Origin of the sequence: Kitasatospora sp. NPDC005751 (assembly GCF_040630835.1) — a bacterium.
In the GTDB taxonomy this organism is placed as follows: Bacteria; Actinomycetota; Actinomycetes; order Streptomycetales; family Streptomycetaceae; genus Kitasatospora.
In genome coordinates this window covers 285,705-300,129 of the sequence record NZ_JBEXYC010000001.1, presented here as the reverse complement: position 1 = coordinate 300,129, position 14,425 = coordinate 285,705, and the positions used below count along the sequence as shown (strand labels likewise).

General features: G+C 74.1%; 12 protein-coding genes and 1 riboswitch. Of the genes, 10 read left to right on the top strand and 2 right to left on the bottom strand.

Features of this window, described 5'->3' with window-relative positions:
• Positions 1 to 82: 82 nt before the first annotated feature.
• The 4 genes from ABZ497_RS01340 (at position 83) to ABZ497_RS01325 (ending at position 5,242) form a co-directional block, all read left to right on the top strand.
• Positions 83 to 1,126: an NlpC/P60 family protein gene (locus ABZ497_RS01340; RefSeq protein WP_329487301.1), complete on the top strand. Its 1,044-nt coding sequence runs from the start codon at positions 83 to 85 to the stop codon at positions 1,124 to 1,126.
• A gap of 323 nt (positions 1,127 to 1,449) precedes the next feature.
• Positions 1,450 to 1,603, top strand: a riboswitch (cyclic di-AMP (ydaO/yuaA leader).
• Positions 1,604 to 1,613: 10 nt separating this feature from the next.
• Positions 1,614 to 2,768, top strand: a complete 1,155-nt coding sequence (locus ABZ497_RS01335; protein WP_359802633.1) for an NlpC/P60 family protein — start codon at positions 1,614 to 1,616, stop codon at positions 2,766 to 2,768.
• A 225-nt stretch (positions 2,769 to 2,993) separates the two neighbouring features.
• Positions 2,994 to 4,052, top strand: a complete 1,059-nt coding sequence (locus tag ABZ497_RS01330) for an NlpC/P60 family protein (RefSeq protein ID WP_359802630.1) — start codon at positions 2,994 to 2,996, stop codon at positions 4,050 to 4,052.
• A 32-nt stretch (positions 4,053 to 4,084) separates the two neighbouring features.
• A complete protein-coding gene (locus ABZ497_RS01325; protein WP_359802628.1) occupies positions 4,085 to 5,242 on the top strand; it encodes a hypothetical protein in 1,158 nt (385 codons plus the stop codon).
• Here ABZ497_RS01325 and ABZ497_RS01320 read toward each other — a convergent pair.
• On the bottom strand, positions 5,239 to 6,663 hold the full coding sequence (locus tag ABZ497_RS01320) for a glycosyltransferase 87 family protein (RefSeq protein WP_359802625.1): 1,425 nt from the start codon (positions 6,661 to 6,663) through the stop codon (positions 5,239 to 5,241). The genes ABZ497_RS01325 and ABZ497_RS01320 overlap by 4 nt on opposite strands.
• 244 nt (positions 6,664 to 6,907) lie before the next feature.
• Here ABZ497_RS01320 and ABZ497_RS01315 point away from each other — a divergent pair, with 244 nt between their 5' ends.
• Complete coding sequence (locus tag ABZ497_RS01315) at positions 6,908 to 8,047, top strand: glycosyltransferase family 4 protein (protein ID WP_359802621.1); 1,140 nt, start codon at positions 6,908 to 6,910, stop codon at positions 8,045 to 8,047.
• Positions 8,048 to 8,094: 47 nt separating this feature from the next.
• On the opposite strand, the gene ABZ497_RS01310 is transcribed toward ABZ497_RS01315, so the two are convergent.
• Positions 8,095 to 9,888 (bottom strand): AMP-dependent synthetase/ligase, encoded by a 1,794-nt coding sequence (locus tag ABZ497_RS01310; RefSeq protein WP_359802619.1) that lies wholly within the window; start codon positions 9,886 to 9,888, stop codon positions 8,095 to 8,097.
• A gap of 325 nt (positions 9,889 to 10,213) precedes the next feature.
• Between ABZ497_RS01310 and ABZ497_RS01305 the strand changes: the two genes are divergently transcribed.
• From ABZ497_RS01305 to ABZ497_RS01285, 5 genes are all read left to right on the top strand, one after another.
• Complete coding sequence (locus ABZ497_RS01305; protein WP_329487294.1) at positions 10,214 to 10,648, top strand: SRPBCC family protein; 435 nt, start codon at positions 10,214 to 10,216, stop codon at positions 10,646 to 10,648.
• A 25-nt stretch (positions 10,649 to 10,673) separates the two neighbouring features.
• Positions 10,674 to 11,846, top strand: coding sequence for an ArsA-related P-loop ATPase (locus ABZ497_RS01300; RefSeq protein ID WP_359802616.1), 1,173 nt, complete (start codon positions 10,674 to 10,676; stop codon positions 11,844 to 11,846).
• Between the two features lie 182 nt (positions 11,847 to 12,028).
• Positions 12,029 to 12,388 carry a DUF5304 family protein gene (locus tag ABZ497_RS01295; protein WP_329487292.1) on the top strand — a complete coding sequence of 120 codons (360 nt, stop codon included), beginning with the start codon at positions 12,029 to 12,031 and terminating at the stop codon, positions 12,386 to 12,388.
• Positions 12,389 to 12,580: 192 nt separating this feature from the next.
• Positions 12,581 to 13,525 carry an ROK family glucokinase gene (locus ABZ497_RS01290; protein ID WP_359802613.1) on the top strand — a complete coding sequence of 315 codons (945 nt, stop codon included), beginning with the start codon at positions 12,581 to 12,583 and terminating at the stop codon, positions 13,523 to 13,525.
• A gap of 132 nt (positions 13,526 to 13,657) precedes the next feature.
• Positions 13,658 to 14,401, top strand: a complete 744-nt coding sequence (locus ABZ497_RS01285; protein WP_359802610.1) for an endonuclease/exonuclease/phosphatase family protein — start codon at positions 13,658 to 13,660, stop codon at positions 14,399 to 14,401.
• The last annotated feature ends 24 nt before the right edge of the window (positions 14,402 to 14,425 follow it).

Genomic DNA, 14,425 nt, shown 5'->3' with positions numbered 1-14,425 from the left:
TCTTCACTAGGGTCTGGCGTCAAACCTATTTTCCGGATTCTCACTCGTTCGGGTGAGTCCGTTGGAAGAAGGAGCCGGTCACTTGGCCACCCACCGCCGTCCCAAGCAGTCGAGCCGTGCACGGGTCACCGTGCTGACCGCTGCCGCTGCGACCGCGGTCGCCCTCTCGGCCCAGGTCAGCGCCCACGCCGCGCCCAGCCCGTCCCCCAAGAAGGAGGACGTGAAGGCGCAGGTCGACCAGCTGCAGGAGGAGGCCGAGCAGGCCACCGAGAAGTTCAACGGTGCCAAGGAGCGGGCGGACCAGCTGCGCAAGCAGGCGGACCAGCTCCAGGACCAGGTGGCTCGCGGCCAGGACCAGATGACCCAGCTTCAGGGCGGGCTGGCCGAGGTCGCGGCCGAGCAGTACCGGACCGGCGGCATCGACCCGTCCGTCCAGCTGATGCTCGCCTCCGACCCGTCCGGCTACCTGGACAAGGCCGCCAGCGTCCAGCAGGCCAGCTCCAGCCAGACCGAGGCGCTCAAGGGCCTGCAGGACCAGCAGCGCCGGCTGGACCAGCAGAAGGCCGAGGCGGCCGCCGTCCTCGCCTCGCTGGACAGCACGACCAAGGACCTGAACCAGTCCAAGGCCGAGGTCAACAAGAAGCTCAAGGAAGCCCAGGACCTGCTGAACTCGCTCAGCGCCGCCGACCGGGCCGCGCTGAAGGCCGCCCAGCAGCAGGCCGACCGGGCCTCCCGCGGCAGCGAGCGCACCGACCTGAGCAGCCTCCCGCAGGGCAGCGGCTTCGCCGGGCAGGCCGTCGCCAACGCGATGAGCAAGCAGGGTTCGCCGTACGTCTGGAGCGCGGTCGGCCCGAACTCCTTCGACTGCTCCGGTCTGATGGTCTGGTCGTACGCGAAGGCCGGCGTCTCGCTGCCGCGCACCTCGCAGGCGCAGGCCAACTACGGCTCGAAGGTGGCCTCGCTGGCCGACGCCCAGCCGGGCGACCTCATCATCTACCGCCCGGACCGCAGCCACGTCGGGATGTACATCGGCAACGGGATGGTGGTCCACGCGCCGCACACCGGTGACGTGGTGAAGGTGATGAAGGCCGACGCGATGCCGATCAACGCGATCCGCCGGGTCTGACGGACCGACATGCCCACGGGCCGGGATCCGGCCCTGTGATCCGCGCCACCCCCGGAACCGGGGGTGGCGCCGGTGTCTGCGGCCGCATCATGACAAACGATCAGCTCCATGTGGGCGCGTGATCACACCCGGTCATATTCACAAATGAACTTGGATATTCTTCCGGCATTTTTCTGACAAGGATTTGAACGGATCACGGTTCTGTTACTAGGGTCGTGCCTCGAACCACCGCACAGTCGATCACCCAGCAGGGGTGGCGGCGGAGGTTTACCGCCGAGTTCGTGAAGCAGCGGGGCAGAGCATCTGCCCGTCGGGGAGTCCAGTGGTCGGGGGCGCTGTGGAGCGGAGCCGGGGAACCATGTTCCTCCGGGGTGAATCGGCGCCAGGTCGACCGTCGTGCGGTCGGTGAGGCGTCGTAGGGCACGCTTCCGGCCCGAACCCGTCAGCTCACCCGGTAGGCGGACGTAGGAAGAAGGAGTCCGCCTTCGTGGCGTCCCATCGTCGTCCCAAGCCCGCCGGCCGCGCCCGGGTCTCGATTCTGACCGGTGTCGCCGCCGCGGCGGTCGCGCTCTCCGCGCAGTCCGGCGCCCACGCCGACCCGACGCCGACCAAGGATCAGGTCAAGGAGCAGATCGACCAGCTCAACGAGCAGGCCGAGCAGGCCACCGAGAAGCTCAACGGTGCCCAGGCCAAGCAGCAGGAGCTGCAGAAGCAGGTCGGTGAGCTGCAGGACAAGGTGGCCCGTCAGCAGGCCGCGGTGACCGAGGCCCAGGGCGGTCTCGCCGAGATCGCCGGCGAGCAGTACCGCAACGGCGGCATATCGCCGACCGTGCAGCTGATGCTCTCGTCCAGCCCGGACAGCTTCCTCAGCCAGGCCGGCGCCATCAACCAGGCCGGCAGCACGCAGTCCGGTGCGCTGAAGGACCTCCAGGAGCAGCAGCGCAGGCTCGACCAGGACCGCAACGAGGCCCAGGGCAAGCTCGGCGAGCTCGAAGCCACCACCCAGCAGCTGAAGGCCTCCAAGGAGGAGGTCCAGGGCAAGCTGGCCAAGGCCCAGGACCTGTACAACTCGCTGTCCGAGCAGGAGCGCCAGGCGATGCGCGCGGCCGAGGAGAAGGCCGCCGCCGAGGCGAAGGCCAAGGCGGACGCCGCCAAGGCCGAGGCCAAGGCCAAGGCGGACGCCGACCGCGCCTCCCGCGACAACACCCGCGACCAGCTGCCCACCCCGTCGGCGCCGGCCGCCAAGCCCGCCGCCGCGGCCGCCGCGCCGTCCGCGCCCGCCGCCAACGGCTCGCGCGCCGCCGCCGCGATCGCCGCCGCGGAGAGCAAGCTGGGCGCCCCGTACGTCTACGGCGCGGCCGGTCCGAGCTCCTTCGACTGCTCCGGCCTGACCAGCTGGGCCTACGCCCAGGCGGACGTGTCGCTGCCGCGTACCTCGCAGTCCCAGGCCACCGCCGGTACCAACGTGGGCACCAACATCGCCAACGCCCAGCCCGGCGACCTGATCATCTACCGTGCCGACCGCAGCCACGTCGCGCTCTACGTCGGCGGCGGCCAGGTCATCCACGCGCCGAAGCCCGGCGCGAACGTCCGGTACGAGACCGCCAGCATGCTGCCGATCTCGGCCATCGTGCGCGTCTGATCCGACGTCTGCTCCCGCAGGCCCGGTCTCCCCTCGCGGGAGGCCGGGCCTGCGGCTTTCGTGCTGGACCGTGCTGATGTCCGATTGCGGGTCAAATATTCGGGTTGGGAGGGGTTTGGACTCGCTCGCCCGGACTCGCTAACGTCTGCCACCGGACTCCCGCTCGACAGCCGCCCGCACCGGTGCGGCGGCGGGGCCGGGTCGCAGGATCGGAGTTACCGTCGTATGGCCGTGCACCGCCGTTCCCCCCTGCCGGGCGCGTTCGCCCGTGCGCTGGTGCTGACCGCCGCGGCCACCACCGCGCTGGGGGTGGCCACGGGGGGTGCCGCCCAGGCCGCCCCGGGCACGCCGGACGGGCCGTCGAACCGCAAGGACGTCAAGGCGCAGGTGGAACAGCTGTACGACGAGGCCGAGCAGGCCTCGGAGAAGTACAACGCCGCACTGGACGTCCAGCAGCGCCTCCAGCACGAGACCGGCACGCTCCAGCAGCAGGTCGCCGTCGCCCAGGGCGAGCTCAACGAGCTCCGCGGCGACCTCGCCACCGTGGCCGGCGCCGAGTACCGGGGCGGCGGGATGGCGCAGACCGTCCAGCTGATGCTCTCCACCGACCCGGAGGGCTACCTCTCCAAGGCCCGCAGCCTGGACCAGGCCGCCGAGCGGCAGAACGAGACGCTGCACGAGGTGGTGGCCCGTCAGCGCCGGCTCGACCAGCGCCGGTCGGAGGCCTCGATGAAGCTCTCCGAGCTGGAGGAGACCCGCCGGGCCCTGGCCGAGAGCAAGCAGCAGATCCAGCAGCGGCTGGCCAAGGCGCAGCGGCTGCTCAACAGCCTGGGGGCGGGCGAGCGGGCCCGGATGGTGGCCCAGGACGCCCGCGAGGCCGAGCAGCGGGCCACCCGCGGCACCGACCGCCTCGACCTGGGCACGGCCCCGCCCGCCTCCGAACGCGGCGCGGCCGCGCTGGCCGCCGCCGTGCGGATGATCGGTTCGCCCTATGTGTACGGATCCGCCGGGCCCCGCGCGTTCGACTGTTCCGGTCTGATGTACTGGAGCTGGCGGCAGGCCGGAGTGACCCTGCCGCGCACCTCGCAGGCCCAGGCGTACGCCGGCCGGCGGGTCAGCATCTCCGACGCGCGACCGGGAGACCTGGTGATCTTCTACCGGGACAGGCACCACGTCGGCATGTACGCCGGCGGCGGGGTGATCGTGCACGCCCCCTACCCGGGCGCCAAGGTCCGCTACGAGAGCGTCAACGCGATGCCCGTCGCGGAGGTGATCCGGCTCTGAGCCGGCCCGTCCCGACCCCTCCCGCCGACGCCGTGACACGCCGCCGCGCACTGTCCCGGCGCGGGGCCCTGCTGCTCGCGGCGGGGGGACTGGCCCAGCTGTCGCTGCCCCGGGCGGCTCCGGCGGCCTCCGTGGCCGCGGTGGCGGACCAGCGGGCCGAGGTGGTCGCGCTGCTGGCCGAGCGGGCCCGGACGCTGACCGCCCCACCGTCCGCGCCCCCGGTGGAGGCGGCCTACCGCAACCTCGTGCTCGGTCCGGCCGGTCGGCCGGACCGGCTCACCGCCACCGCCGAACTGACCGTCCGGGTGACCGGCTACGACGCCTACCCGGTGGTCCACCCGCGCCGGCTGGAGCTGTGGCGGACCGGCGGGGGCTGGCGGGTCGAACGCGAGGACGGCCCGGACGGGCCGGCGCCGCTCTGGGACTTCGGGACCGTCCGGGCGGCGGCCGGCGCGCACTGCCTGGTGCTCGGCCTGGCCGACGGCCCGGACCCGGCGCAGCTCACGGCCGTGGCCGACCGGGCAGTCCCGGCCGTCACCGCGCTCTGGGGCACCGCCTGGCCGGGCCGGCTGCTCCTGGAGCTGCCCGCCACCGAGGAGCAGTTCGGCCGGCTGCTGGACGCCGACCCGGCGGGCTGGACCGGCATGGTGGCGGTCACCACCGCCGCGCCCGGCGCCCCCCGGCACACCCCGGCCGACCGGGTGCTGGTCAACCCCGGAGCCTACCGGGGGCTCAGCGACTTCGGCCGCCAGGTGGTGATCACCCACGAGGCCGTGCATGTGGCGACCCGGGCCGACACCCGGGCCTGGACGCCGCTCTGGCTCTCCGAGGGCGTCGCCGACTGGACCGGCTACCGGGACTCCGGCCGCTCGCCCCGGCAGATCGCCCCCGAGCTGGCCCGGGACGTCGCCGCCGGCCGGGTGCCCTCGGCGCTCCCCGCCGACCGGGACTTCACCGCCGGGGCCGACGGCATCGCCCAGGCCTACGAGCAGGCCTGGCTGGCCTGCGACCTGATCGCCCGCCGCTTCGGGCCGGACCGGCTGGTCGGCTACTACCGGGCGGTCGGCGCGGCGGGCGCGGGCGCGGGCCGGGAGGAGCAGTCGGACCGCGTCCTGCGGGACGAGCTGGGCCTCGGACTGGCCGAGTTCACCGCGCTCTGGGTCGCCGAGGTCCGCCGACTGGCGGCCTAGCGCCGCCGCTGGGCCGGCGGCCGGTCGATGCCGTCCAGCAGGTCCTGCTCGTACGCGATCCCCGGGCGCACCGGGTAGCCGTTCGCCGACACCGGCTCCGGCTCCGCGCGGTCCAGCACGACGGTCGGCGGGAGCTGGGCGGCCCCGCGGGTCGAGCGCCAGAGCCGGACGCAGGAGAGCCCGGTGGCGGCCAGCAGCAGCAGGTTGCGCAGGGTCAGCGCGGTGACGGCCCAGGGCTCGCTGCCCACCAGCTCGCTGAAGAGCAGCGGGAACTCCACCACGGTCAGCGGCGTCGCGGCCAGGACCAGCAGCGCCACCGGGCGCTGGCTGGTGCCGCGCACGGTCAGGCAGACCGCCGCCACGCCGACCAGCCAGACCAGGTACTGCGGGCTGATCACCCGGCTGGTCACGGTGAAGATCAGCAGCGCGGCCAGCGCCGCGTCGTACATGGTCGCCGCGTTGCGGCGCTTGGCGGTGAAGCGCCAGAGCAGCAGCCAGGCGAAGCCCAGCAGGCTGCCGGCCAGCATCACCTTGCCGACCACGTTCACCCACGGCCCGAGCATCTCGACCGAGCCGTAGTTCATCGTCACCCTGCCGTCCCAGGCGCCGGCCATCCGGGCGAAGTGCAGCGGCAGCGCGCCGACCGACTCCACCTCGACGCCGCGGTCCTTCTGGAAGGTCAGGAACTCGAAGGCGCCGTTCATCCCGGCCGCCAGCAGGAAGCCCACCGAGACGGCGGTGGCCGCGGCGGCGGTCCAGGAGCGGCGGGTGCGGCGGCCGGACGGGGTGCCGATCAGGCCGATCAGCGGCCAGATCTTGATGATCCCGCCCAGCCCCAGCAGGATGCCGCCGATCGCCGGGCGGCGGATCAGCGCCAGCAGGCCGGCCACCGCGACGGCGGTGACGATGACGTCGTACCGGTTGTAGATCATCGGACCGAGCAGCGGCACGCCGGCCACCCAGACCCAGGCGCCGGTCAGGGCCCGGCCCCTGCGCAGGCCGGTACGCACCAGCAGGGCCATCGCGACCGCGTCGGCCAGCCCGCAGATCACCCAGAAGGAGACCAGGTACGACCAGGGCAGCAGCCCGGGCAGCATGATCACCAGGGCGGCGCCGGGCGGGTACTGCCAGGTCACGTCGTCCAGCGGGAAGGTGCCGGTCTGCAGGACGCCGTACCAGCCGTGGTAGATCAGCCAGACGTCCGTGGTGATGTCCCCGCCGGCCATCCGCAGCACGCCGGTCACCAGCAGCAGCAGCAGTGCCCGGGAGGCCAGCCACGTCCCGCCGAGCGCGCAGAGCGCCCCGGTACGCCGGGAGGGGCCGGTGGGGGCCGGTACGGGCTCCTGGCGGACGGCCAGCGCCGTGCCGGGGCCGTCGGCGCCGCTGGGTGAACCGGACTTGGTGGCCGGGGCCAACTCCACTGCGCTCCCTCGTTCGTCTCGGACGTCCCACCGGAGGCGTCGCGCGACGGACGCCCGGGCGGCCGGTGCCGGGCGCGGCGCCACGTTCGGCGGGGCCGCACCGGCTGCCTAGGTTCTAGGACAGACCCGGGGGAGAAACGGTTGCCGTGCGCGGATCCGTTCCCGGCGGGTCGTGGTGTTGACCTATCGTACGGATCACCCAGCGGTACACCGAGCACCCCCCGACCGAGCGAGCCGTGGCCAGATGCACAAGACCTTGATCGTCACCAATGACTTCCCGCCGCGACCCGGCGGCATCCAGGCCTTCGTCCACAACATGGCTGTCCGTCAGCCCGCCGGGAGCATCGTGGTCTACGCGTCGACCTGGCGCGACGGCGCCGAGGTCGCCCGCTTCGACGCCGAACAGCCGTTCCCGGTGATCCGCGACCGGGCGAAGGTGATGGTTCCCACACCGCGCGTCACCCGCCGGGCCGCCGAGATCCTCCGCGCCGAGAAGTGCGACTCGGTCTGGTTCGGCGCGGCCGCCCCGCTCGGGCTGATGGCGCCCGCGCTGCGCCGGGCCGGAGCCGGCGGGCGGCTGCTCGGCATGACGCACGGCCACGAGGCCGCCTGGGCCCAGCTCCCGGTGGCCCGGCAGCTGCTGCGCCGGATCGGCGCCGGTACCGACACCCTCACCTACCTCGGCGAGTACACCCGCTCCCGGATCGCCGACGCGGTCGGCCCGGAGGCGGCCGCCCGGATGGTGCAGCTGCCGCCGGGGGTCGACGAGCAGACCTTCCACCCCGACTCGGGCGGCGCCGAGCTGCGCCGCCGGCTCGGGCTGGCCGACCGGCCGGTGGTGGTCTGCGTCTCCCGGCTGGTGCCGCGCAAGGGCCAGGACACCCTGATCGAGGCGATGCCGCAGATCCTCGCCGAGGTGCCGGACGCCGTGCTGCTGATCGTCGGCGACGGCCCCTACCGGGCGGACCTGGAGAAGCTCGCCGACGCCCGGGGCGTGCGCCACGCGGTGCGGTTCACCGGCGCGGTGCCGTGGTCGGAGCTGCCCGCGCACTACGGCGCCGGGGACGTCTTCGCGATGCCCTGCCGGACCCGGCGGGGTGGGCTGGACGTCGAGGGCCTGGGCATCGTCTACCTGGAGGCCTCGGCGACCGGTCTGCCGGTGGTGGCCGGGGACTCCGGCGGCGCGCCGGACGCGGTGCTGGAGGGCGAGACCGGCTACGTGGTGCCGGGCGGCTCGCCGGCCGCCGCGGCCGAGCGGATCGTCCGGCTGCTGAACGACGAGGAGCTGCGCCGGCGGCTCGGCGAGGCCGGGCGGCGCTGGGTGGACCGCTCCTGGCGGTGGGACCTGCTGGCCGGGCGGCTGACCTCGCTGCTGGCGGGCTGACGAAGCGGTGCGGGCCCCGCCACCGCGGCGGGGCCCGCACCGTACGGTCAGCGCTGGTAGATCGCCTCGACGTCGGCCGCGAAGTCCTTCAGCACCAGGTTGCGCTTGAGCTTGAGCGACGGCGTGAGGTGGCCGCTCTCCTCGGAGAAGACGGTGTCCAGCAGTCGGAACTTCTTCACCGCCTCGGCGTGCGAGACGGCGGCGTTGCCGTCGTCCACGGCGGCCTGGACGGCGGCCAGCAGGTCCGCGTCCTCGCGCAGCTCGGCCACCGTGGCGGTGGCGGGCTTGCCGTTCAGCTCCTTCCACTTGGGGAAGAAGTCCTCGTCCACGGTGACCAGGCAGCCGATGAACGGCCTGCGGTCGCCGACCACCATCACCTCGCCGATCAGCGCGTGCGCCCGGATCCGGTCCTCGATCACCGCCGGGGCGACGTTCTTGCCGCCCGCGGTGACGATGATCTCCTTCTTGCGGCCGGTGATGGTGAGGTAGCCCTCGGAGTCCAGCGAGCCGATGTCGCCGGTGGAGATCCAGCCGTCCTTCAGCGCCTCGGCGGTGGCCTGCGGGTTGTTCCAGTAGCCGGTGAACACCTGCGGGCCCTTGAACAGGACCTCGCCGTCCTCGGCGATCCGGACGGCGGCGCCGGGCAGCGGCTGGCCGACCGTACCGATCTTCGGCTTGTCCCACGGGTTGAAGGCGGTGGCCGCGCAGGTCTCGGTCAGGCCGTAGCCCTCCAGGACGGTGAAGCCGATGCCCCGGTAGAAGTGGCCGAGCCGCTCGCCGAGCGGGGCGCCGCCGGAGATCGCGTGGGTGGCCCGGCCGCCGAGCGCGGCGCGCAGCTTGCTGTAGACCAGCTTGTCGAAGATCTTGTGCTTGATCCGCAGGCCCAGGCCCGCGCCGCCGGCGTCCAGCGCCCGGCTGTACGCGATCGCGGTGTCGGCGGCCTTGTCGAAGATCTTGCCCTTGCCGTCGGCCTGGGCCTTCGTGCGGGCGGTGTTGTAGACCTTCTCGAACACTCTCGGCACGCCCAGGATCAGGGTGGGCCGGAACGCCGCCAGCTCGGCGGTGACGTCCTTGATGTCCGAGACGTGGCCGAGCTTGATCGGGGCCATCGCGGGGGCGATCTCGGCGATCCGGCCGAGCACGTGGGCCAGCGGCAGGAAGAGCAGCACCGAGCTCTCGCCGGTGCGGAACAGCGGGGCCAGCCGCTCCACGATGTTGCCGCACTCGGCCATGAAGTTGGCGTGGGTCAGCTGGCAGCCCTTGGGGCGGCCGGTGGTGCCCGAGGTGTAGACGACGGTGGCGATCGAGTCGGCCGTCGCCAGCGACCGGCGCTCGGCCACGGTCGCGTCGGTGACGTCCCGGCCCGCCCCGGCCAGCGCCGCCAGGGCGCCGCCCTCGATCTGCCAGGTCTGCCGCAGCAGCGGCAGGCGCCCCCGGACCTCCTCGACCACCGCGGCGTGCTGGGCGGTCTCGGTGAGGACGGCCACCGCCCCGGAGTCGCCGAGGATCCACTCCACCTGTTCGGCGGAGGAGGTCTCGTACACCGGCACGGTGATCGCGCCGGCCGTCCAGATCGCGAAGTCCAGCAGCGTCCACTCGTAGCGGGTGCGGGACATGATGCCCACCCGGTCGCCGGGCTCGATGCCCGCGGCGATCAGACCCTTGGCGGCGGCGTGCACCTCGACCAGGAACTGGGCGGCGGTCAACTCCTGCCACCGGCCGTCCACCTTGCGACTGAGCACCACGACGTCCGGGTGCCGCTCGGCGTTCTGGTGCACGAGGTCGGAGAGGTTACCGCCGCTCGGTACCTGGTAGAGGGCCGGAAGGCTGAAGTCGAGCAAGACTGCTCCTCGTTCGCGACGCTGCGGGACGGCAGGACGTTACTGCCCGGTAGGCAGCTTCGACCAGGGGGGTCGGCTCCGGTGTTCGAAGTGTCACACCTTTACCCGGTCCGACCAGGCCGTGACCGGGTCGTTCGAATGGCACCCTACGGCAGCCCGGACGTGACCGGCGGGTAGCCTGCGAGCGCCCCCCCGAGCCCGGGGCCGCGCACCCTCCGAGCCCCGGACCTGAGGGATCGCCGGGCGCGATAGCCTGCTCCGGGCGCACCCGACCGAGCAGGCTCGGCCGGGCCGGCAGCAAGGGACGACGCGGAGGGCCATACCCATGGCGGAGCACACCAGGTCGAGCATCACCATCGACGCGACCCCGGCGAAGGTCATGGCCGTGATCGCCGACTTCGCCGCCTACCCGGCCTGGACCGGCGAGGTCAAGGAGGTCGAGGTGCTGGAGACCGCCGAGAACGGCCGCGCCGCCCAGGTGCGCCTGCTGCTCGACGCCGGCGCCATCCGCGACGAGCACGTGCTGGCCTACACCTGGGACGGCGACCGCGAGGTCGGCTGGACGCTGGTGCGCAGCCAGATGCTCCGTTCGCTGGACGGCTCCTACTCGCTCGCCCCGCTGGACGGCGGCCGGACCGAGGTCACCTACCAGCTGGCCGTCGACGTCAAGATCCCGATGCTCGGGATGATCAAGCGCAAGGCCGAGAAGGTCATCATCGACCGGGCGCTGGCCGGACTGAAGAAGCGGGTCGAGGGCTGACGCCGGGAAAGCGGGGCTGGACGGCATGACGGCGACACGCACCATCCTGGTCAGCGGCGACGTGGCGGCGCCCATGGTGGCCGCCGCCACCGCCCTGCACGCCGCCCGGCAGGGGCGGCGCACCCTGCTGCTGGCCGCCGACGACCCGCACCGCACCCTGGACGCCGTCCTCGGCGCCCGGCTGGAGCCCGAACCGGCCCCGTACGCCCCCGGCCTGACCGTGGCCCGGATCGACGAGCAGGCCGCGTTCCGGCACGCCCTCGGCGAGATCGGCGGCCGGATCAAGCCCGCGCTCGACCTGCTCGGCGCCGACCCGCTCGACCCCGAGGAGCTCACCGCCCTTCCCGGCACCGCCCGGCTCGCCCTGCTCCGGGCCCTGCCCGCCGCCGAGGCCGACGTCCTGGTGGTGCTCGCCCCGCCGCCCGCCGAGCTGATCGCCGCGCTCGCGCTGCCCGAGCAGCTGGAGCGCTACCTGGCCCGGCTGGTGCCCGAGCAGCGGCAGGCCGCCCGGGCGCTGCGCCCGCTGCTGGCCGGCCTGGCCGGGGTGCCGATGCCCGCCGACTGGCTCTACGAGGGCCGGACCAAGGCGGCCGCCGCGCTCGCCGAGGCCCGTGCGGCGTTCGCCGCCCCCGGCACCAGCGTCCGCCTGGTCACCGCCGCCGACGCCCACCCGTACGGGGAGCTGCGCCGGATCCGGGCCGGGCTGGCGCTGCACGGCCACCGGCCGGACGCCGTGGTGGTGCACGGCGCGCTGCCGGACGCCGCCGCCGACTCGGCCGACCCCTGGCTGGCCGGGCTGGCCCGGCGCCGGCAGGAGGAGCTGGCCGCGCTGACCGCCGCGAGCGACGTCCCGGTGCTGGTCACCGGGTTCGCCGAGGTCACCCTGGAGGCCGTCGCGGACCGCCTCTACGGCGCGGGCGCCGGCCCGGCCCCGCTCGACCCGAAGCCGTGGAGCGTCGAGGACCGGCTGGCCGAGGACGGACTGCTGGTCTGGCACCTCGCGCTGCCCGGCGCCGAGCGGGCCGACCTGGACCTGGTGCGGCGCGGCGACGAACTCGTGGTCGGCCTCGGTGCCCACCGGCGGGTGCTCACGCTGCCCTCGGCGCTGCGCCGCTGCACGGTGGCGGGCGCGGGCCTGCACGACGGAGCGCTCGCCGTCCGCTTCGCGCCCGATCCGGCGCTCTGGCCGCGCGGCTGAGCACCCTGCGCGGACGCGGCCGGGCCTGCCGCGCCGCCCGGTGACCGTGCGCCGGTTCGTCTCCCGCGCCGCCCGGTGACCGTGCGCCGGCCCCGATGGCGGGCCGTCGGGGCGGTCGGGCCCGTCCGGTAGCGTCGGGGTCAGGGGCCGCAGGCGCGGCCGGAGCTGAGGAGACGCCCGCGATGACCACTGCCGACGACCGCACCGAGCAGGCCGCCGAGCACCCGTTCGGCCCGGAGCTGGGCCCGCTGGTGGACGAGGTGCGCCGGTTCGCGTCCGTCGTCGGCCAGAAGGCCCAGGAGGCGAGCGCCGACACCCTGATCTCGCTGGCCGGCCTCGCCGAGCGCCTGCGCGAGAAGCAGCCCGAGGTGTACGGCCATCTGTCCGCCGCCGGCACCGGCCTGGCCGCCGCCGGCGGGGAGCTGATGGCCGCCTACCGGGCCGCCGTGGCCGGCCACGAGCACCGCTGGACCGCCGGGGACGCCGCGCGCAGCGAGCGGATCGACCTCGACACACCTGACGGGCCGTCCGACAAGCAGTGAAGCCCGGACTCCCGGGAAGTGACCGTGCGGACCCCTGCTGTGACGGAGCGGGGCGGAATGTACGACTTTTGAAGCTGCTCGGCGAGCTTGGTCGCGAATTGTCTTCGGTTAATGTAGGCGACGGTGTGTACGGGGGCAGGGTTGGACGGTACCGTTCCGTCCAGCGGGAACGAGTGAATAGCTGAGGGACACATGGCTCTGACCATCGGCGTCGACGTCGGCGGGACCAAGATCGCGGCAGGCGTGGTCAACGAGGCGGGCGAGATCCTGGCCCGGACCAGGGTGCCCACCCCGGCCGACCCGCAGTGGGCGGTCGATGCCATCGCGCAGGCCGTGCGCGAGCTCAAGGAGCAGTACCCCGACGTGGTCGCGGCCGGCGTCGGAGCCCCCGGCTTCGTCGACCGCGACCGCTCCACGGTGATCTTCGCCCCCAACATCGACTGGGAGGACGAGCCGCTGCGCGGCCGGATCGAGGAGCTCACCGGCCTGGACACGGTGGTCGAGAACGACGCCAACTGCGCCGCCTGGGCCGAGTTCCGCTTCGGCGCCGCCGCCGAGTACTCGGACATGGTGCTGATCACCGTCGGCACCGGCATCGGCGGCGGGATCGTCCTGGACGGCCGGCTGCACCGCGGCCGGTTCGGCGTGGCCGGCGAGATCGGCCACCTCAACATGGTCCCCGACGGCCTGCCCTGCGGCTGCGGCGGCAAGGGCTGCTGGGAGCAGTACGGCTCGGGCCGGGCGCTGCGCCGCTACGGCCGGGAGATGGCCGCCGCCGACCCGGTGCGCGGCCGACGGATGCTGGATCTCAACGACGGCGTCGCCGAGACCATCCGCGGCATCCACATCACCGAGGCGGCCGAGGCGGGCGACCCGCTCGCCCTGGACTGCTACAACGAGCTGGCCGACTGGCTGGGCCGCGGCATGGCCGACCTCGCCGCGCTCTTCGACCCGGCGGTCTTCGTGCTGGGCGGCGGGGTCTCCGACTCCGGCCGGCTGCTGCTCGACCCGGTCGCCAAGGCCTTCGAGCACTACCTGACCGGCGGGGTGCACCGCCCGCGCGCCGAGGTGGTGCTCGCCTCGATGGGCTCCGCCTCCGGCATCGCCGGCGCGGCGGACCTCGCCCGCACCGTCTGACCCACCCCGCACCCGCCGACGGCGGCGGCGCGACCGGAGCCCTCGTGGCCCGGCCGCGCCGCCGCCGTCGTGTTCCGCCCCGGCCGCCCGCCCCTGTCGTACGGTCGACACCGGACGAAGGGGAGGACCGCCTTGACCACCGGACCGACCGACCTGCCGCCGCCCGGGCCGCGGCGGCTGCGGCTGCTCAGCTACAACATCCGCTCGCTCCGCGACGACCGGCGCGCCCTCGTTCGGGTGATCCGGGCCTGTGAACCGGACGTGGTCTGCGTTCAGGAGTCGCCGCGTTACTGGCGCCCGCGGGGCCGGGCGGCCTGGCTGGCGCGGGCGACCGGCACCGAGGTGCTGGCCGGCGGCGGCCGGATCGCCGCGGGGCCGCTGCTGCTCGGCGGCCCGGGCGTGGAGCTGCTCGCGGTCCACGACCGGCTGCTGCCCAAGACCCGCGGGCTGCACGCGCGCGGCTTCGCGAGCGCGCTGGTCCGGATCGCCGGCTCGGCGCCGTTCGGCGTCACCAGCTGCCACCTGAGCCTGGACGCCGAGGAGCGCCGCGGCCAGTTCGAGCTGCTGCTGGACCAGCTGAAGATCACCGAACTCGGCGTGGTGGCGGGGGACTTCAACGAACACCCGGACGGCGCCGGCTGGCAGCTGCTGGCCGGCCGGCTGCAGGACGGCCATGTCGCGGCGCCCTGGGGCGGCACCTTCACGTCCGTCCCGGAGAACCCCTACCAGCGGATCGACGCCGTCTTCGCGACCCCCGGCGTCCGGGTGCTCGCGTGCGGGGTGCCGCACGGCCTGCCCGGGGTCACCGAGGGCGATCTGCGGGCCGCCACCGACCACCTGCCGCTGCTCGCCGTCCTGGAGCTCCCGGCCGGTTGAACTCCGTGGCCGGGCCGGGGTGAC

Coding starts and splice junctions, on each gene's coding strand:
- ABZ497_RS01330 (WP_359802630.1), top strand. CDS start 2,994: ATGGCCGTGCACCGCCGTTCCCCCCTGCCGGGCGCGTTCGCCCGTGCG.
- ABZ497_RS01315 (WP_359802621.1), top strand. CDS start 6,908: ATGCACAAGACCTTGATCGTCACCAATGACTTCCCGCCGCGACCCGGC.
- ABZ497_RS01305 (WP_329487294.1), top strand. CDS start 10,214: ATGGCGGAGCACACCAGGTCGAGCATCACCATCGACGCGACCCCGGCG.
- ABZ497_RS01300 (WP_359802616.1), top strand. CDS start 10,674: ATGACGGCGACACGCACCATCCTGGTCAGCGGCGACGTGGCGGCGCCC.
- ABZ497_RS01295 (WP_329487292.1), top strand. CDS start 12,029: ATGACCACTGCCGACGACCGCACCGAGCAGGCCGCCGAGCACCCGTTC.
- ABZ497_RS01290 (WP_359802613.1), top strand. CDS start 12,581: ATGGCTCTGACCATCGGCGTCGACGTCGGCGGGACCAAGATCGCGGCA.